Raw genomic sequence first — 18,989 nt, 5'->3', positions numbered from 1 at the left:
AAGAAAGATAATTCTCCATCAATGGAGTTAAGAAAAGGAAGGATAAAACATGCGCTTTTTTGACTGTACGATGCGCGACGGCGGCAATGTGGTCGGATGCGGATTCGACGCGGCTTTAACGCGAATGATGATCGAGGGGCTGCTGGACAACGGCATCACCGAGATCGAATTCGGCAACGCCAAAGGCATCGGCGCCTACGAGAATTCCCACGCCATCGCCCCGCTGAACGACGAACAGTATCTTGATCTCGCCCGGCCCTACTTTTCCCGCGGCACGCTGGGCATGTTCCTCAACGCCAAACGCTATACGGAGGCGTCCGTTGACCTGGCGGCCGAAAAAGGACTGGCGTTCCTGCGCGTCGGCGCCAACGCCGGCGAAGGCGCCGCGCTTTCGCTCAAGCCGATCAAGTACATCAAGAAGAAAGGGCTGAAGGCCTATTACTCGCTGATGAAGGCGTATGTCAGCTCCGCGAAAGAACTGGCCGAAGAGGCGAAAATGCTCGAGGACGCCGGCCTCGACGCCGTCACCATCATGGATTCGGCGGGAACCATGCTGCCCGAGGAAGTTTCCGAATACACCGAGTCGCTGGTCAAGGCCGTGAAGATCCCCGTGGGATTCCATTGCCACAACAACCTCGGCCTGTCGGCGGCCAACGCCGTGGCCGCATGGAAAGCCGGCGCCGCCATGCTCGACTGCGGGCTGCTGGGCATGGCCCGCAGCGCCGGCAACCTCGCTACCGAGGTCGGAGTGGCCTTGATGCAGCGTTACGGTCAAGCGGAGGAGGTCGACTTTTACGGTCTGCTGGGCTTCCTTGACTCGCAGCTGATCCCGGCCATGAAAGAACGCGATTATCACGCGGCCATCACGCCGCTCGACCTCGTGCTCGGCATGACCGGCACGCATTCCAGCTTCGTCGCGACCTTCAAAAAGGTCGCCGCCGAAGAGGGCGTGGCGCTTTACCGCCTGATCGCCGCGGTCTCCGCCAGAGACAGGAGCAATCCCAGCGAAGGTTTGATGCGCGAGACGGCTCGATCGTTGAGGAAGTAGGCGAAGAGGAGCATGAAAAAAATCCTTCTCGCCGGAAAATATCCCGCCGGCACCGCCGACGAATTTCGCGCACAGCTCGCCGGCGACGGCGCCGAAATCGTCGAAGCGACCTCGCAGGACGCGCTGGACGCCAGTACGGACGCCGACGCCATCGTTTTGCGCGTCCTCAAAGCTTCCAAGGGAACTCTCGCGAACAAAGGGAAACTGAAGCTGATCTGCCGCTGGGGCGTGGGCGTCGATTCCGTCGACGTCCCCTATGCTTCCTCCCGCGGCATCGCCGTCACCAACACGCCCGGCGCCAACGCCTCCGCCGTATCGGAATTGGCGGTGCTGCTCATGCTCGCCGTCGGGCGCAACCTCATGTTCCACAACCGAAGCATCCAGAACGGCGTTTGGAGCCGTACCATGTTCACCGACAACGCCGTGTCGCTGAACGGCAAAAAGGTTAGCATCATCGGCGGGGGCAATATCGGCCGTCAGGTGGCCCGCAGAGTCCAGGCCTTCGGCGCTGAAGCGCTGTATTACGACGTGTTCCGTCTCGCCCCGGAGACGGAAAAGCAGTTCGACCTGACGTTCGTCCCGCTCGACGATCTGCTCGCGGATTCCGACGTGGTCACTCTTCATGTGCCGCTGCTGGACAACAATCATCACATGCTGAACGCCGAAAAGATCGCGCTGATGAAAAGGAACGCCATTCTCATCAACACGGCCCGCGGCGGCCTGGTGGACGACAAGGCCCTGCTGACGGCCATCGACGAAGGCCGGCTGATGGGCGCCGGGCTGGACTGCGTAGAAGACGATCCCCTGCCCGCCGGGCACCCTCTGCTGGATCATCCCAACATCGTCATCACGCCTCACGTCGGCGGCAACACATCGGATCTCGGCACGGTCATGGTGCCCATGATCAGCGACACTTTGAAAAAATTCCTGCATGGCGAGAAACTGAAATTCGTGGTCAATGAAAAAGAACTGAGCAAACAATAGCGAAAAGAGGGACGAAAAACGCGAGCGGTGCGTTTTCCGTCCCTCTTTTCACGACGACGGTATTTTCTTCGTTTCGTGATAAACCGCTTCGTCCGATGATTTCACCGGTTTCCCCATTGGGTCAGACGATAAATCCCGGCAATATAACTGACATTCAGCAATTATTTTCTTTTTTGACCATGCAGAATGAACTTTCCAAGTCTCGAGCTTCATACTAAGATAAATTTATCTTTTAGATGGTTTTCTTATATAAATTCTGATAAAACATGTGGTTATTAAGAAATCGCGCCAGGCAATTTTTTCGAGAACATACAGGGGGGCTTGTCGTATGCTGAAGTACGTGCTGCAGAGAATATCCACGAGTTTGCTGACGTTGTTCGTGATCATCACGCTGACGTTTTTTCTGATGCGGGCCATTCCGGGCGGGCCGTTCACCGACGAAAAGGTGATCCCGCCGGAGATCATGGAGAAGATTCTGGAACGCTATCACATGAACGACCCGCTCTGGAAACAGTACGGACATTATCTGTGGAACGCGATCCATTTCGATTTCGGCCCTTCCTACCGCTACGAGGGCATGACGGTCAACCAGCTGATCTCCGGTTCGTTCCCCGCTTCCGCTCTGGTCGGTTCGCTGGCGATCTTGCTGTCGCTGGCCGTCGGCATCCCCGCGGGCATCATCTCGGCGCTGCGGCGAGGGCGATGGCAGGACAAGACGGCCATGGTGCTGGCCACGCTGGGGATCACGATACCGAACTACGTCATCGCCACGCTGATGGTCTATTTCTTCGCCTACCGATGGGGGATCGTCACCGTCGGCTTCTGGGAAGGTCTGCCGACGTCGATTCTGCCGGCAATCACGCTGGCGGGGTATCCGGCGGCGTTCATCTCGCGTCTGACGCGCTCCAGCATGCTCGAAGTGATCCAGCAGGATTATATCCGCACCGCCTATTCCAAGGGGCTGCGCGAGCGCACGGTCGTGTACATCCACGCGCTGCGCAACGCGATCATCCCCGTTGTCACCTATCTGGGGCCGCTGATCGCGGGCATTCTCACGGGCAGTTTCGTCGTCGAGCAGGTGTTCGGCATTCCCGGGCTGGGATTGTTCTTCGTGACGAGCATCCAGAACCGCGACTACACGACGATCATGGGCGTGACGATCTTCTTCAGCGCCCTGCTGGTGTTCATGAATCTGCTCGTCGATATCTGCCTCGGCTTCATCGATCCGCGCATCAAGCTGGCCAAATAGGGGGGGGACGCATGATGACTGAAAAGACTTCCGCGGAAACGCGCCCGCTCCGCCTGCCCGATCTGAACGACGCTTCGCTGTTCGAGTTCGTCGGCGCGGAGGAGAAAAACAAGGCGGAGTTCATCCGCCCCAGCCAGACGTACTGGCAGGACGCCTGGCAGCGTCTCAAGCGCGACAAGCTGGCGATGTTCGGGCTGTTCCTGATCGTCTGCATCTTTCTGATGGCGATCTTCGGGCCGCTGCTGTCGCCCTACGCCTACGACGAACAGGATTTCCTCATCTCCAACGAGTTCCCCTCGTGGGCGCATCCGTTCGGCACCGACATGTTCGGCCGCGACATGTTCGTGCGCGTCATGTACGGCGCGCGCATCTCCCTGGCCGTCGGCCTGATGGCCAGCCTGATCAACCTGACGATCGGCGTGATCTACGGCAGCATCTCCGGCTTCGTCGGCGGCCGTACCGACGACGTGATGATGCGCATCGTCGACACGATCCGCAGCGTGCCGACGATGATCTACGTCATCCTGCTGATGGTCGTGGTCGGTCCGGGGCTGAAGAGCATCTTCATCACGCTGGGCATCAACTACTGGACCAACATGGCGCGCATCGTCCGCGCCGAGATCATGCGCGTCAAAAACGAGGAGTTCGTGCTCGCGGCGCGCGTCATCGGCGCTTCGCCGGCGCGCATGCTGCTGCGGCACCTGATCCCCAACGCCATGGGGCCGATCCTCGTCACGCTGACGTTCTGCATCCCGCAGGCGATCCTCGCCGAGGCGTTCCTGAGCTTCGTCGGCCTCGGCGTCAGCGCGCCGATGGCTTCGTGGGGCGTGCTCAGCAGCGACGCGATGAACGCGCTGATGGTCTATCCCTACCAGCTGTTCTTCCCCGCCATGGCCATCTCGCTGACGATCCTCGCGTTCAACTTCTTCGGCGACGGCCTGCGGGACGCGCTCGACCCGCGGCTGCGCAAGTAGGTAAAGAAGGGGGGAAGATTTTCATGTCGGAAAAAATTCTCACGATCAGGGATCTGCACACCTCTTTCTTTACGCCGGTCGGCGAGGTCAAAGCCGTCGGCGGCGTCTCGCTGACGCTCAACAAGGGCGAAGTGCTGGGCATCGTCGGCGAATCGGGCAGCGGCAAATCCGTGACGATGCTGTCGATGCTGCATCTGCTCGGCCCTTCGGGAAAAGTCGTCGGCGGTTCGGTCAACTTCGAGGGGCAGGAACTGACGACGATGAACTACAAACAGATGTCGGACATCCGCGCCAACAAGATCTCGATGATCTTTCAGGACCCGATGACCAGCCTCAATCCGGTGCTGTCCATCTCGTACCAGCTGTGCGAGCCGCTGATCCGTCACAAGCACATGAGCCGGGGCGAGGCGAAAAAGCGCGTGATCGAGCTGCTTCACGATGTCGGCATCGAGCCGGCCGAGGAACGCATCGGCCAATACCCGCATCAGTTCTCCGGCGGGCAGCGTCAGCGCCTGATGATCGCCATGGCGCTGGCCTGCAATCCCGACCTGCTCATCGCCGACGAGCCGACGACGGCGCTCGACGTGACCGTGCAGGCGCAGATCCTCGAACTGATGAAAGATTTGCAGAAGAAATGGAACACCGCCATCATCCTCATCACGCACGATCTCGGCGTCATCGCCGGCATGGCCGACCGCGTCGCCGTCATGTACAGCGGGCACATCGTCGAGGAAGGGACGCGGCGCCATATCTTCTATAATCCGGCGCATCCGTACACGCAGGGGCTGCTCAAGTCGGTGCCCAATCCCGACAATCTCACCAAGGAACGGCTGATCCCCATCAAGGGGCAGCCGCCCGATCTGCTCAACCCGCCCAAGGGCTGCCCGTACGCGCTGCGCTGCCCCAAGGCGATGCGCGTCTGCCTGCAGTACCCGCCCGAAACGCAGTTCGTCGAGGAAGGCCATTCAGCCGCGTGCTGGCTTCAGCACGCGCCCCACGGAGGTGACGCGCGATGACCGACAGCCGGGAAATCCTTCTCGAAGTCACGGATCTGGTCAAGCACTTCAACGTGCCCAGAGGCGTCGTGCGCTCCGTCGACGGCGTGTCGTTCAGCATCCGCCGCGGCGAAACGCTCGGGCTGGTCGGCGAATCCGGCTGCGGCAAGACGACCACCGGGCGCACGATCATCCGCCTGTACGACGTCACCTCGGGCAGCGTAAAATGGAAAGGACACGAGCTGGCGAACCTTTCACAGAAGGAAATGATCCCCTACCGCAAGGAACTGCAGATGATCTTTCAGGATCCGTACGCCTCGCTCAATCCGCGCATGACCGTCGGCGACATCGTCATCGAGCCGATGGTGATCCACGGCGTGCCGCGGGACGAGCGTATCGACCGCATGCGTCGCCTGCTTTCCATCGTCGGGCTCAACAGCGAGCACGCCAACCGCTACCCGCACGAGTTCTCCGGCGGGCAGCGCCAGCGCATCGGCATCGCCCGCGCGCTGGCCGTCGAGCCGGAATGCATCATCTGCGACGAGCCGATCTCGGCGCTGGACGTGTCCATCCAGGCGCAGATCGTCAACACGCTCGAAGACTTGCAGCACGATCTGGGGCTGACGTATTTGTTCATCGCCCACGACCTGTCGATGGTCAAGCACATCAGCGACCGCGTCGCCGTCATGTACCTCGGCAACATCGTCGAAGTGGCGGAGAGCAACGAACTTTACACCAATCCGCTCCATCCCTACACGCAGTCGCTGCTGTCGGCCATTCCCGTCCCCGACCCCGACAAATCCGACGCGAGAAAGCGCATCCAGCTTACCGGCGAAGTGCCCAGCCCGATTGATCCGCCTTCGGGCTGCAAGTTCCACACCCGCTGCCCGCGGGCGTTCGACCGCTGCAGCGTCGAAGCGCCGCCACTGGCCGGCGGCGAACATCAGTGCGCCTGCTGGCTGGCGAACAACTAGGCTTCACCGCGCACCTTCCGTGCGCGTCATTATACGTAAGGAGGATTCAGTCATGAAAAAACGCAGTTGGATTCTGGCAGCAGCCGCGGCGCTTGCTTTGTGCGCGAGCGCGTGCGCGGCGGAGAAGGTCTTCGTCTACAACCTCGGCGTCGAGCCGAGAACGATCGATCCGGCGCTGAACAACGCCACCGACGGCTCCACCATTATCTACAACCTCTTCGAAGGTCTGGTGCGCGTCTCCCTCGAGGACAAGCCCGAACCGGGGCTGGCCAAGAGCTGGGACGTCTCCGAAGACGGCCTGACCTGGACGTTCCACCTCCGCGACGGCCTCAAATGGCACGACGGCACGCCGCTGACGGCCGAACACTTCCGCTACGGGCTGCTGCGCGTCGTCGATCCCAACGTCGCTTCGCCCTACGCCTTTCTCGGCTTCCCCATCGTCAACGCCGAAAACTTCTACAACGGCAAGTGCAAGGCCGAGGACGTCGGCATCAAGGTCGTCGACAACACGACCCTCGAGCTGAAGCTCGCCTATCAGAACCCGCTGATGCTCGACCACCTGTCCTATCACATCTTCTTCCCCGCCAAGCCCGAAGTCGTCGAAGCCCATCCCCGCGACTGGACGACCTCGCCCGACACGATCCTCTGCAACGGCCCCTTCTATCTCACCGAGTGGAAGCACAACGCCGAGATGACGCTCGTCAAAAATCCCCACTACTGGGACGCCGAGAACGTCAAGATCGACAAGGTGCGCGTCGTCATGATCACCGACCCCAACACCGCGCTCGCGGCCTTCAAGGGCGGCAAGATCGATTTCAACAAGCGGCTGCCCTCCATGCAGATCCCCGTGCTGCTCAAGAGCGGCCAGGCCAAGACCGTCAACACGCTCGGCGTCAGCTTCAGCGTCTTCAACGTCACGCAGCCGCCGTTCGACAATCCGCTCGTGCGCCGCGCCTTTGCGCTGGCCGTCGACCGTCAGGGCATCGTCGATAAGGTGACCATGGCCGGTCAGGCTCCGGCCAACGCCTACATCCCCTACGGCCTGCCCGGGCCGGAAGACGGCAAGGATTTCCGCGCCGCCGGCAAATCCTACTTCAGCAACCGCGCTCAGCCCGAAGAGGCCCGCAAGCTGCTGGCCGAGGCCGGTTATCCCGACGGCAAGGGTTTCCCCAAGATAACTTACAAGTACAACACCAACGAAGGCAACAAAAACATCGCCGAAGCCCTGCAGGCCATGTGGAAGAGGAACCTCGGCATCGAAGTCGAGCTGTACAACGAGGAGTGGAAGGTCTTCATCAACACCCGTTTCCAGAAGAACTACCAGATCGCTCGCCACGCCTACCTGGTCGACTTCTTCGATCCCGCCAGCCTGATGGACATCCTCGTTTCCGATTCGCCCGAGAACGTTACCGGTTACAACAACCCCGAATACGACAAGCTCGTCGTGGCGGCCCGGAGCGAAATGGACCACGCCAAGCGCATCGGCTATCTGCTCAAGGCCGAGGACATCCTCATGCAGGATCTGCCCGTGCTGCCCATCAACTACTACTCCACCCCCTACATGGTCAGCGAACGCGTCAAGGGTATGTACATCTCGCCGCGCAACTGGGACTTCTTCCGCGGCGTCGAGATCGTCAAGTAAAGAGTTTTAAAGACAAAAAGGAGCGGGGCCCAGGCCCCGCTCCTTTTTGTCTTTATCGCTTCACCACAGTGCTTGTCCTGCGAAACGATTGTTAATATGATCCTGTCGTCTCCTCCGCGGGACTCATCAAACGTTTTCCCGCAAAAATCCGATAATAGACCGCGAAGGAAACGGCCGTCAGCGCCCACGACACGGGATAGCTCGCGACGATCGTGATCAGCCCGCGGCTTCGAGGAACGACGAACAGGATCCAGAGCACGCGCGAAGCGCAGGTGGCGATGAGAGTGAGCAGCATCGGGCGCAACGTCTCCCCCGCGCCGCGGATGGCCGCAGAAAGCGCTTCGCCGAACACGTAAACAAAGTAAAGCGGCGACAAAAAGCGCATCAGCTTTGCCATGATGGGAATAACGTCGTGATCGGACGGATTGACGAACAGCCTGCCCAACGGCTCGTTCCAGAGATACAGCGCTACGCTCAGCGCCGCGACGAGGCTGGCCGTCATTCCCGTCCCGACGAGGACGCCGCGTCGGACCCTTGCGAACTGCCCCGCGCCGTAATTTTGCGCGACGAACGTCGATATCGCCGCCGCCAGAGAGTCCGCCGCCAGCCAGATCATAAAATCCAGCTTCCCGCATAGCGCCCAGGCGGCGATGTTGTTCGTTCCGGTCCCATTGATGGCGCCCTGGATCATCATGTTGGCAACGGGATAAAGCGACGACTGCAGTCCCACGGGAAGTCCCAGACACACGATGGCTCTCAGCGCCGGACGATGGAAACGCGCCTGTCGAACGGAAAAGCCCTCGACGCCGTTTTTCCCATTCAGCGCGTTCAGCGCCAGCAGCGCGCTGACCATCTGCGCCGCGGCGGTCGCCAGCGCGGCTCCCGAAACGCCCCAACGGAACACACCGACGAAAAATAAATCCAGAACGACGTTGACGGCGCCGGAAACGACGAGGATGTAAAAAGGCGTTTGGGAGTTTCCGACCGCCCGCAGGATCCCGGCTCCGATATTGTAGAGCATGGAAAAAACGAACCCCGCATAGTAAATGCGCACGTACGACAGCGTCAAAGGAAAAATGTCCTCGGGAACGTCCAGCCACCGCAGGCAGGCGGGCGCCGCCGCCACGCCGAGGACGGAAAGGACCGTCCCGCCGGCGAGTCCGAAAACGACGACCGTATGGACGGCGCCGAGAAGCTCCCGTTTTTTCCCGGCGCCAAAAAACTGCGAGACGATGATGGCCGCCCCGCCGGACAATCCCACGAAAAAATTGACCGGCAGCTTCAGCAGGCTGTAAACGGAGTCTACGGCCGCCAGACCGTTTTTCCCGACGAACTGCCCGACGATCACCGCATCCGCGGTCGTGTAAAACTGCTGAAAGAAATTTCCGGCCAGGATCGGCAGAAAGAAGACCAGCAAATTTTTCCATATGACGCCCCGAGTCATGTCAAGGTTTTTATCGCGCACCGCGCTCCTCCCCTTCGCCTTACGGACGCGCACGAACGTGCGACTCGCCGTCCGCAAAACTTCTTGCCAACGTTCGCTTCCCGATCGGTTCGAGACGTTCCGCCGGCACAATCTCCGCAAATCTCCCGTCTTTCATGATCGCCGCCCGCTGGCAGAAATGCCGAATGATCCTCATGTCGTGAGAGATCATGACAACGGCGAAACCGAACGCCCGCTGCAGCTCGTAAAGCAGGCCGAGTATCTGCTTCTGCAGGATCACGTCCAGTGCGGAAACCGCTTCGTCGCACAAAAGGATATCCGGCTCGACGACCAGCGCCCGCGCCAACGCGACGCGCTGACACTGGCCGGTGCTGAGTTGGGGCGCGCGCCGCATCTGCGCCTGCGGATCGATGCCCACCCGTTCCAGATAGTAACGGGCTTTCTCGTCCCGCTCCCGTTCCGTCCCCACGGCAAGATACTTCAGCGGTTCCTGCACGAGCTGAAGAGCGCTGCGCGACGGATTCAGGCTCGCCCGCGCGTCCTGGAACACCATCTGCATCTTGCCGCACACCCATCTTCTGCGCTTCCCGCGCAGATCCGTGATGTCGCGCCCGCAGCAGACGACCGAACCGCCGTCGACGCTTTCCAACCCTGCGACGCATCTGGCCAATGTGGATTTTCCGCAGCCGCTGCGACCCAGGATGCCGACGGATTCTCCCCTGTACAGGTCGAAACTCGCCTCCTTGAGCACGTCGATTCTATTTCCGTTCTTGCCGAAGGACTTGCAGATGTTCCTTACCCGCAGCAGCGGCGGCTCCCCCGCCCGGTCTTTCGGCGGACGTCCTCTTTCCGTCAGCGCTCTTGCTTCTATGAGCGACTGCGTATAGCTCTCCCGTGGACGAAGCAGGACTTCTTCCGTCGCCCCTTCCTCGACGACGGTCCCGTCCCGCAGGATGATCACGCGGTCGCTCGCTTCACGAGCTACGGCGATGTCGTGAGTGATCAGCAGAATCGAAAGGGACAGCCGCTTTTGCACCTGTTTCAGCAGCGCGAGAACCTCGCGCTGGCTGTCGGGGTCGAGCGCCGACGTCGGTTCGTCCGCGATCAGGATCTCCGGTTCGAGGCAGAGAATGAGCGCGATATAGACTCTCTGGCACATCCCGCCGCTGAGTTCGAACGGATACGCGTCCAGAACGCGCTCGGGATCTTCGAACTTCAGAAGCGACAGCAGTTCCCGGCTCTTCCGCTCGAACGACTCCTCCGAACCGGCTTTGTGAAAGCGCAGCGTCTCGAGAAAATGGGCGCGGACCCTCTCGACGGGGTTGAGCGCCAGCCGAGCGTCCTGATAGATCATGGCGATCCTCTTTCCGCGCAGCGGCCGCCAGTCGAAACGCGGCGAAGCCAAGTCCAGAGGCGGCTCGTCTCCCATCCGCAGCGCGCCGCTCTCGATCCGGGCCGAGGGAGGCAGCATCCCCAGAAGCGCTTTTCCGCAGGTTGTTTTGCCCGATCCGCTTTCCCCCAGCAAAGCCAGCGTTTCTCCTTTTTCATACATCGTTCCTCCGCTTTCCGGACAGGCCGGCTTCGCGCCCGCTCTTCCGCACGCGAGGATCGGCCACGATATAGGCGACCTCCACAAGGAGGTTGATCATGACGACCGCCGCGACCGTCAAAACGGTATACCCCTGCACCGCGGGATAATCATGAAGTAAAACGCTGTTCATGGCGTAGTTCCCCAACCCCGGCCAGTTGAAGATGCTCTCGATGACGACGGAACCGCCGATCAGATGGGCAAAAGACAGCGCAAGCGTTGTAATAACGGGAAGCAGCGCGTTCAAAAACGCCCCGCGCAGAATAAGGCTCCGCGGCAATCCGCGGGACTGCGACGCCGCGACATAAAGCTTGCCGAGCTCGGCAAGCATGACGGCGCGCACCATGCGCACGACCGGCGGCGCGCCGGCCAGTCCCAGCGCGAGCGCCGGCAGCCACAGCCGGGATAATCCCGCGTAACTGCTTATTCCGTACCAGCGCAGCCGGATCGAAAAAACAAAAAGCAAAACCAGCGAGAAAACAAAAGCCGGCAAAGAAGCCATCACGACGCACATCATACGGACCAGCCCATCCTGGAATCGGCCGGCCTTGATTGCGGAATAAAGCCCCAGCGACAATCCAAGCGCCGATTCAACCAACAAGGCGGCGGACGACAACAGCAGCGTCGCCGGGATCAAGCCGAGCAGCTCCCGCAGCACGGGGCGTCCCGTCCGCATGGAACACCCCAGATCGAGAGCGGCCAGCCTTTTCAGCCAGCGAAGATACTGAACGGGGACGCTGTCGTTCAGCCCGTGCAGTTCCCTCAGTTCGGCCTTTCGTTCTTCGAGCATCTCCGTATTGACGCCAAGATCGTTGGACACCAGCCCCAGCGCCATATCGACCGGATCGCCGGGAGCAAAGCGCACCAGCGCGAACACGATCATGGAAGCAAGCAGCAGCGTAACAAGCGCGCCGCCGATCCGGCGCAAAACCAACACCCCGCACATGAAAGCGCCTCCTTACCGAACAAAAAGGCGACAGGGCAGAGAACCGAGAGGTTCCAGCCCTGCCGCCCGGCAGATCATACACTATTCCGCGATTCTCAGATTCGCGTTCACGACGTTTTCGAACTGGCGAAAATGCGGGACGAATCCCCGCAGTTTGTTGCTGACGGCAGTAATCTGCGGGCGCGGGCAAATATAGACGGCGGGGGATTTCTCGGCGATATGCAGCGACAGTTCTCTGGCGATCTTGCCGCGTTCCTCCCTGCTGCCGGCGGCCGCAAGCCGCGCCAGCAGATCGTCGACGCGCGCGTCGCGATAGCGTCCGTAATTTGCGGTTCCGTTCGCGCCGTATTGCGTGTTCAGAAGTCCCAAAACATTTCCGAACGTTCCCCAGCCCTCGATGGCGCCGTCCCAATCGCCGGTCTTGTACGCGTCGGACATCAGGGAATAATCGCCGTGACGGACCGACACGTTTACCCCCAGCCTGCGCCATTGAATCTGGACGGCCTCTCCCAGCGCCTTGTCGTTGCGGAAAGAGCGCACGGTCATGGCAAGCTGTGCGCCGTTCCTATACCGGTAGCCGTCGGTCTCCAGACGCCAGCCGGCCTCGTCGAGAAGCGCGGTGGCTTTTTCCGGATCGTAGGAGTCGAAAAAAGCGTTCTTTATGTCGGCATAGGCGGGGTTCGCTCCGAGCCAGGTCGTTACGGGTTCGCTCAGCCCTTCCATGCCCAGAAGGATCAGCTCGCGCCGGTCCAGTCCCCAGCTCAGCGCCCGGCGCACGCGTTCGTCGCTGAGGGCGCTCTTTTCGGTGTTGAGATAGACCGTCATCGTCTGGGCTCCGGGCACCATCACGATATGGGACGCCGCGTTCTCGGTAAACTGTTTATAGGCGGTGCGATCGATATCCATCACCACATGGTACTGGCCGCTCAACGCCGCCATGACCCGCGCGTCGGAATCCCCGATCTGTTCATGGACCACGCGCTGGATCTCCGGCTTCGTTCCCCAGTAATTCTCGTTTTTCTCGAAGACCATGCGCCGCGACGGCTCGAAAGAGACGATCCGGTACATGCCGGTATAGTCCGCCGATTCCGCGCCGTCGTACGAGTACGGCGCGGCGGTGTTGTGGATAACCAGCTGCGAAGAAGAAAGATTTTCGGTGATATCAACGTTCGCAGCATCCGTGACGACCCGCACCGTATTTTCGTCTGCGGCGGAAAACGTCATTCCCTTCAGGTGAGGATTCGCTTTCATGTCCAACGCCTTCGAACGCATCAGAGAAGCGACGACGGCCTCCGCCGTCACCGGCGCTCCGCTCCAGAAAACGGCTTCGGGGCGCAGGCGGATCTCCCATGAATGTTCGTCCAGCTGAACGGCTTCCTTGGCGAGCGAAGGTCGAATAATCCCGTCGGCCCCCGCCTTGAAAAGAATCTCGCCCGCCCCCATGTTCAGGAGGTAATCCGCGGCGGGGTACACCGTCGGATCCACGCCGCAGGCGATCTCGCTGCCGGCGACGATCAGTTCGGACTCGGACGGGACGTCGGACGACACGGCTCCGGCCTGCCCGGTCAGCGCCGTCAGGGCCAAAAAAGCGGCGCACACGGTCAACAAGTGCAAATATCGTTTCATTCGATTCAAAACCCCTCTTCCTTATCTTTTTGCTTCTCTTTCCGCTTCAATGAAATTAGCATCAGCTAACCGATATCACGCAGTTTAGCACAAAGAATATAATTTACAAAGAGAATGATTTCGATTAAAATCATTCGATAAAGTAATTACAGAAGAGGTAAAAAATGAACACGGAACAGCTCAAGACGTTTCTTTCTCTCGCGGAGACAAAGAATTTTTCACGTTCCGCCGAAGCGCTGATCATCTCTCAGTCTACGGTGAGCAAACGGATCGGCGAACTGGAAAAGGAAACGGGGCAGCCCTTGTTCCTGCGCGGTCGCGGCGGCGTCAGGCTGACCGGCGCGGGGCAGGCGCTTCGCGAGTACGCCGAACAGATCGTGAATCTGGAAGAAAAAGCCCTGGGGCAGATGAACCGTACCGGCTCGTATTCGGGGTATCTCATCCTGGGGAGCGCATACGCTTACTACGACATGTACCTTTGCAGGAATCTGCGGATCTTCGCAGAACGGCACCCCGACATTTCCGTGCGGGTAAAGTGCGGGCATACGGGCGCGCTCCTCAATGAGCTGAGGTGCGCTCTGCTCGACGTCGCGTTCACGCACCACCCGCTCCACAATCCCGATTACGTCTGCACATGCGTCGGCGAGGACGAACTCGTCCTCGTGACCGACGCGAAAAACACGGAGTACTGCGACGGCATTTCATACGCAAGCGTCAAAGAACTGCCGATGATAGATTCCAACTTTCTTTACGGAACGACGCAGCGCCGCCTTTTTCCCCCTTCCTGTCAATTTCAGTTGAGAGTGGATATCGCCTCCTGCGCCGTGCCGCTCCTGAAAGGCGGCGGCTGGTACGCCATTTTAGCCAGGAAGCACGTGGAGCCTCAACTCCAGTCCGGTCAGCTGCGCGTCATTCCGGTACGCGACGAAAAGATCCCCCCGGTTCAACACTATGTGGTTTACCGGAAAGAAAGCGGGCAGCAACCCGCCGTTCAAAAATTTCTTTCCGAACTCTGAACGAAGACACTCGTTTCGCGCCCAGCAAAAAGCGTCATTGACGGCAAGTATCGGGGACGAAGACGCCCCCGTCACGCTCTGCAAATAAAAAAACAGGAGGGTCGCGGCCGACATCGGCCATGACTCACCTGTTTTTTCATACATTCCGGATCGTTTTCTTCTCAGCGGCGCCGCGTGACGGCGGCGCTTTCGATCAATTTCTCCACCAGATCGGGCAGCGGCACGCCGGCGGCTTCCCAGAGCTTTGGGTACATGCTGATGGCCGTGAAGCCGGGGATGGTGTTGATCTCGTTGAAGACGACGCGGTCCGTGCCTTTTTCGAGGAAGAAGTCGGCGCGCGAAAGGCCGCGGCAGTCCATGGCGCGGAAGATCTTTTTCGCCATGGCGCGGATCTCTTCGCGCTTGCCTTCCGGCAGCGGAGGGTCGACGACGGTGCGCGAGGCGCTGCTGTTGTACTTGGCGTCGTAATCATAAAATTCGGCGCCGGCGAGGATCTCGCCCACGCCGCTGGCTTCGGCATCCCAGCCGCCGAGGAGCGCGCATTCCAGTTCGCGGCCGACGATGGTCTCTTCGGCGATCACTTTGCAGTCCTGAGCGGCGGCAGCCCGTAACGCTTCGACAAGCTGCGCGCGGCTCCCCGCCTTGGAGACGCCGCAGGACGAACCGGCGTTGGAGGGCTTGACGAAAACGGGATAGCTCAGTTCGGACTCGACGCGGCGCACGACGCCGTCCATGTCGTCCAGTTCCTCCCGCCGAAACGTAACGTAATGCGCCTGTGGGATGCCGCAGCGTTCCAGAACGGCTTTGGCCGTCGCTTTGTCCATCGTCGCGGCCGACGACAGCACGTCGCAGCCCACGTAGGGGATCTGCGCCAGTTCGGCGATGCCCTGCGGGCAGCCGTCTTCGCCGTACAGGCCGTGCAGGACGGGAAAAAGCACGTCAACGCGCTCAAGGGAAAAGCGCCCTCCGTCGCTGAGCAGAACGCTTTTCAGCGCCGCGTCGGGCAGCAGCGCCGCGCCTTTGCGGCTCTGACGCCACTCGCCCGAAACGATCTGATCGACCGACTCGACGTGGAGCCAACGCCCGTCCTTAGTGATGCCGATCAGAAGCAGGTCGTATTTTTCCCTGTCGATATTGCGGGCCATCGTCGCGCCCGAAACGCAGGACACTTCATGCTCCGATGACTGTCCGCCGAACAGCAGCGCCACTTTTTTCTTCGTTTCCATTTCGCACCTCGCTATCAATCGAGGACACGTTTCACAACGTGTCCTCGTTCTTTTTCTCTCAACTACTCGATCCGCTCGAAGTCGGCCGCGCCGTGCTTGCACAATGGGCACACATAATCGGGGGGCAGTTCTTCGCCCTCGTACACGTAGCCGCAGATCTTGCAGCGCCAGCCTTTTCTCTTGCCCGCTTGCGGCCGGGGCTTGATGTTCTTGTGATAGAAGGCGTACGTCGCCGGCTCTTTGCCGGACATGATCTCTCCGCCCTCGATATCCGCGAGGAACAGCGAATGCGAACCCAGTTCCCACGCTTGCAGGACTTTTCCCGAGAACCAGGCGTTCACATGTTCGGTTGGGATCAAAATGCCGTTGGCCGTGCGAATGGTCTCAACGCCGGCAAACTTGTCGGCGTCGCGCCCGCTCTGGAAACCGAAGCGCTGAAACAGATCGAACGGCGCCGTGATATCGAGGATCGCCACGTTGAATCGCCCCGTGCGCGCGATCATATCGTGAGTGTAGTTCTGTTTGCAGACCGAGATGGTCACATGGGCGGGGGCTGCCGACACCTGCGTTACCGTGTTGATGATACAGCCGTTGTCCTTGCCGTTTTCCGCCGCGCTGAGCACAAACAAACCGTACGTCAGCTGATGCATAATTCGCGAATCCATAAAGAAACCCCTTCCTCTGCCCCGAATCCCGCGGCGCAAGAACGGATTCCGCGCCGCTCCCCTCTTCGCCGCGTCGGAAATAAAAACTCCGGCCCCCGCCGGACATTTCCTCAGCGGCCCCCTGCGCAAGCGTCGATTATTTTTCTTTTTGATTATACCATGCGCTTCGTCCCGTGTGAGGAAAGAGCGGAGAACGTTCAGCCCTCGGAATATTTTGCTCCTCCCATGAATTGAGCTTCATCGAGGCTGAAAAGAGTGTCGACGAACAGGTCGCGGAAATACGCAGGGCCGCGCCGCGCCGCGCACGTTCCGGCGGCAGCCTGCTCGCCGCTCAGCCCCACGACGGCGCAGACGGCGGCCGCCGCGCGCAGGGAATTTTCGACGGCGAACGCGGCGCCGAGCAGCGACGACAGCATGCAGCCCATACCCGTGACGCGGGCCATCATCGCATCGCCGTTGCCAACGCTGAACGTTCGGCGTCCGTCGGTGACCGCATCGACGGCGCCGGAAGCAACCGCTACGCAGCCGTACCGCCGCGCCAGCTGCACCGCAGTTTCGTGCGCAGACGCCGCGTCTTCCGAAGATGCGTCGACGCCCCTCGCCGTTCCCGTGTCGCCAAGCAGGGCTCGGATCTCCGCGCCGTTGCCCCGTACGCAGGCCACGGGAAATTCTTTCAGCAGCGCGATGCAGCTGCGGCGGCGGAGCGAAGAAGCGGCAACGCCGACCGGATCGACAATGATCGGATGCCCGCGCTCGGCGGCCTGCCGCGCCGCTTTTCCCATGGAATCCAGCTGCGCGATGGCCCCCATATTGACCACCAGCGCGTCGGCATGGCGCTGCACCTCTTCCACCTCATCGGGATGAGCGGCCATAAAGGGACGCGCGCCGGCGGCCAGCAGGACGTTGGCGCAGTCGTTCACGGTCACCGGGTTGGTGAGGCAGTGGACGAGCGGACGGCGGCGGGAAATTCTCTCCCACACCGCCCACAGTTCAGCGGGAACCGCCATGCCGTTCTCCCGAAATATTCCGCTCAGCTTCGAGCAGCCCCAGCCTTTTCATGGCGACGGTGATCACGGCGCCGATCGCCGTGCCGCCGGCGGAACTGATCAGAAACGGCACGACGAAAGTCAGCAGCGCGGCTTTGTCGTTGCCCAACACAAAACGCGCCACGGGATAGGACAGCATCCCGCCGATCAACCCCGTGCCGGCGATCTCCCCCAGCCAGGCGGCAGGAAGCCGCCGAACCAGCCGGTACAGAACGCCGGCCAGCAGCGCGCCGCACATGCTCCCGGGGAACGCGAGCGGCGTGCCGGCGCCGATGAGGTTGCGGATCAGACTGGCGATGAACGCCGCCGCCACATTCCACGCCGGCCCGAGAAAAACGGCGCCGAGAATGTTGGCGAGATGCTGCGCCGGCGCGCACTTGGCCCCGAAAACGGGAAAGGAAAAAAACGACCCCACCACGGCAAACGCGGCCAGAACGGCCGTAAACGCGATCTTTCTGACTCGTAAATTGTTCATGGACTCCTCCTTGAAAACGTGCTCCCGAAAAAAAATTCCGCTCTCTTTCCTGCCCATCTGTCTGTACAGAGCCGACGCCGGCTCCGCTGCCGGTCCAGACGGTTTTCCGGCAAACAAAAAAGCGGCGCCCTGTCGGACACCGCCATTACGTTCGTTCACGCATCTTACATCCCTCCGTTGGCATTATCCAATTCAGGTTCCGGGTCGAAGCTCAGCGCTTCCTCTCAGCCGTTTCCAGCTCCCCGCGTCAGATTATTCAATTGTGAAAACAGACGGCCGTTTCCGTCGGCTGCCGCAAAACTCCCCATCACCCGCGAACGATACAAAATAACCCGGCTTGAAAGGCCGGGAGAAATACTCTGGTGGATCGTACAGGACTTGAACCTGTAACCCTCTGATTAAGAGTCAGATGCTCTGCCAGTTGAGCTAACGATCCATATTTGAAACTTATGAACTTGGTGCGAAGGAGGGGACTTGAACCCCTACGCCCGAAGGCACCAGATCCTAAGTCTGGCGCGTCTGCCAATTCCGCCACCCTCGCAACGCGCCTCGCACGACACGGGGAATTATAGCATCCCCGCGCCGGACGTGACAAGTGGATTTTCCGTCAGGAGCAAATGATCGTTTGAAGTCGAAATATTCAGCTATTTCAAGGTTGTAAACAAAGCAGATACTTTGAGAGAGCCGAGACATAACGCGGACAAGAGCGCTTTTTCCCGCGAGCGGGGACCTCGTGACGAGATTTGATACTGACGCCTTAAGAAACAGGACTCAGTGACAAAGAGCGCCGAGCGCCCCGAGGAAGGCCGTATGTCCGAGCGGCGGAGGTCTCTCCGGGCGCTTTTGATCGCAACATTTCAATCGAGAAACAATATTGGAACAAAACGACACGATTCGTCCCGTCTCTCGTCTTGTCCGCTTCATCGTCATCTGCGCCCACAAAAAACGCCGAAGCGCATAACGCGCACAGGGTACGCGAAAAACGCTTCGACGCCTTGGATTTACTGAGCTTGGTGGATCGTACAGGACTTGAACCTGTAACCCTCTGATTAAGAGTCAGATGCTCTGCCAGTTGAGCTAACGATCCATAT

The 18,989-nt window shown here is 60.3% G+C and carries 16 protein-coding genes, 3 tRNA genes and 1 riboswitch; of the genes, 8 read left to right on the top strand and 11 right to left on the bottom strand.

Annotation, left to right across the window (positions count from 1 at the left end; all coding sequences use genetic code 11):
• Positions 1–49 precede the first annotated feature (49 nt).
• From D7D26_RS07635 to D7D26_RS07605, 7 genes are all read left to right on the top strand, one after another.
• A complete protein-coding gene (locus tag D7D26_RS07635; protein WP_078016002.1) occupies positions 50–1,048 on the top strand; it encodes a 4-hydroxy-2-oxovalerate aldolase in 999 nt (332 codons plus the stop codon).
• A gap of 12 nt (positions 1,049–1,060) precedes the next feature.
• Entirely contained in the window at positions 1,061–2,032 is a 972-nt protein-coding gene (locus D7D26_RS07630) for a 2-hydroxyacid dehydrogenase (RefSeq protein ID WP_120372642.1), read from the top strand.
• 328 nt (positions 2,033–2,360) lie between these two features.
• Complete coding sequence (locus D7D26_RS07625) at positions 2,361–3,281, top strand: ABC transporter permease (RefSeq protein ID WP_078016000.1); 921 nt, start codon at positions 2,361–2,363, stop codon at positions 3,279–3,281.
• Between the two features lie 11 nt (positions 3,282–3,292).
• Positions 3,293–4,255 carry an ABC transporter permease gene (locus D7D26_RS07620; protein ID WP_233543498.1) on the top strand — a complete coding sequence of 321 codons (963 nt, stop codon included), beginning with the start codon at positions 3,293–3,295 and terminating at the stop codon, positions 4,253–4,255.
• Between the two features lie 23 nt (positions 4,256–4,278).
• A complete protein-coding gene (locus D7D26_RS07615; RefSeq protein WP_120372641.1) occupies positions 4,279–5,271 on the top strand; it encodes an ABC transporter ATP-binding protein in 993 nt (330 codons plus the stop codon).
• Positions 5,268–6,224: an ABC transporter ATP-binding protein gene (locus D7D26_RS07610; protein ID WP_078015997.1), complete on the top strand. Its 957-nt coding sequence runs from the start codon at positions 5,268–5,270 to the stop codon at positions 6,222–6,224. Before D7D26_RS07615 ends, D7D26_RS07610 begins: the two co-directional genes overlap by 4 nt.
• A 52-nt stretch (positions 6,225–6,276) precedes the next feature.
• Positions 6,277–7,866 (top strand): peptide ABC transporter substrate-binding protein, encoded by a 1,590-nt coding sequence (locus D7D26_RS07605; protein WP_078015996.1) that lies wholly within the window; start codon positions 6,277–6,279, stop codon positions 7,864–7,866.
• Between the two features lie 91 nt (positions 7,867–7,957).
• Here D7D26_RS07605 and D7D26_RS07600 read toward each other — a convergent pair whose 3' ends face one another.
• From D7D26_RS07600 to D7D26_RS07585, 4 genes are all read right to left on the bottom strand, one after another.
• Positions 7,958–9,331 (bottom strand): MATE family efflux transporter, encoded by a 1,374-nt coding sequence (locus tag D7D26_RS07600; protein ID WP_168170018.1) that lies wholly within the window; start codon positions 9,329–9,331, stop codon positions 7,958–7,960.
• 19 nt (positions 9,332–9,350) lie between these two features.
• On the bottom strand, positions 9,351–10,862 hold the full coding sequence (locus D7D26_RS07595; RefSeq protein WP_233543497.1) for an ABC transporter ATP-binding protein: 1,512 nt from the start codon (positions 10,860–10,862) through the stop codon (positions 9,351–9,353).
• Positions 10,855–11,844 (bottom strand): ABC transporter permease, encoded by a 990-nt coding sequence (locus tag D7D26_RS07590; RefSeq protein ID WP_120372640.1) that lies wholly within the window; start codon positions 11,842–11,844, stop codon positions 10,855–10,857. The genes D7D26_RS07595 and D7D26_RS07590 overlap by 8 nt, the downstream gene beginning before the upstream one ends.
• An 81-nt stretch (positions 11,845–11,925) precedes the next feature.
• The gene (locus tag D7D26_RS07585; RefSeq protein WP_120372639.1) at positions 11,926–13,470 is read right to left on the bottom strand and encodes an ABC transporter substrate-binding protein; all 1,545 of its coding nucleotides are present in this window, start codon (positions 13,468–13,470) and stop codon (positions 11,926–11,928) included.
• A gap of 164 nt (positions 13,471–13,634) precedes the next feature.
• Here D7D26_RS07585 and D7D26_RS07580 point away from each other — a divergent pair, with 164 nt between their 5' ends.
• Positions 13,635–14,486 (top strand): LysR family transcriptional regulator, encoded by an 852-nt coding sequence (locus tag D7D26_RS07580; protein WP_120372638.1) that lies wholly within the window; start codon positions 13,635–13,637, stop codon positions 14,484–14,486.
• 161 nt (positions 14,487–14,647) lie between these two features.
• On the opposite strand, the gene D7D26_RS07575 is transcribed toward D7D26_RS07580, so the two are convergent.
• The 7 genes from D7D26_RS07575 to D7D26_RS07545 all read right to left on the bottom strand — a co-directional run bounded on the left by D7D26_RS07575 (position 14,648) and on the right by D7D26_RS07545 (position 18,985).
• Entirely contained in the window at positions 14,648–15,712 is a 1,065-nt protein-coding gene (locus D7D26_RS07575; protein ID WP_120372637.1) for a D-alanine--D-alanine ligase family protein, read from the bottom strand.
• A gap of 62 nt (positions 15,713–15,774) precedes the next feature.
• On the bottom strand, positions 15,775–16,377 hold the full coding sequence (locus D7D26_RS07570) for a flavin reductase (protein ID WP_120372636.1): 603 nt from the start codon (positions 16,375–16,377) through the stop codon (positions 15,775–15,777).
• 197 nt (positions 16,378–16,574) lie between these two features.
• Positions 16,575–17,384: a hydroxyethylthiazole kinase gene (gene thiM, locus D7D26_RS07565; RefSeq protein ID WP_120372635.1), complete on the bottom strand. Its 810-nt coding sequence runs from the start codon at positions 17,382–17,384 to the stop codon at positions 16,575–16,577.
• On the bottom strand, positions 17,368–17,898 hold the full coding sequence (thiW, locus tag D7D26_RS07560; protein ID WP_120372650.1) for an energy coupling factor transporter S component ThiW: 531 nt from the start codon (positions 17,896–17,898) through the stop codon (positions 17,368–17,370). Before thiW ends, thiM begins: the two co-directional genes overlap by 17 nt.
• Before the next feature lie 152 nt (positions 17,899–18,050).
• Positions 18,051–18,153: riboswitch (TPP riboswitch) on the bottom strand.
• Between the two features lie 105 nt (positions 18,154–18,258).
• Positions 18,259–18,334, bottom strand: a tRNA-Lys gene (locus D7D26_RS07555).
• 20 nt (positions 18,335–18,354) lie between these two features.
• Positions 18,355–18,439, bottom strand: a tRNA-Leu gene (locus D7D26_RS07550).
• Between the two features lie 470 nt (positions 18,440–18,909).
• Positions 18,910–18,985, bottom strand: a tRNA-Lys gene (locus tag D7D26_RS07545).
• Positions 18,986–18,989: the final 4 nt, after the last annotated feature.

Origin of the sequence: Pyramidobacter sp. CG50-2, assembly GCF_003612005.1 — a bacterium.
Classification (GTDB): domain Bacteria; phylum Synergistota; class Synergistia; order Synergistales; family Dethiosulfovibrionaceae; genus Pyramidobacter.
Note: the sequence above shows the minus strand (reverse complement) of the source record. Positions and strands in the feature narration are given on the sequence as shown.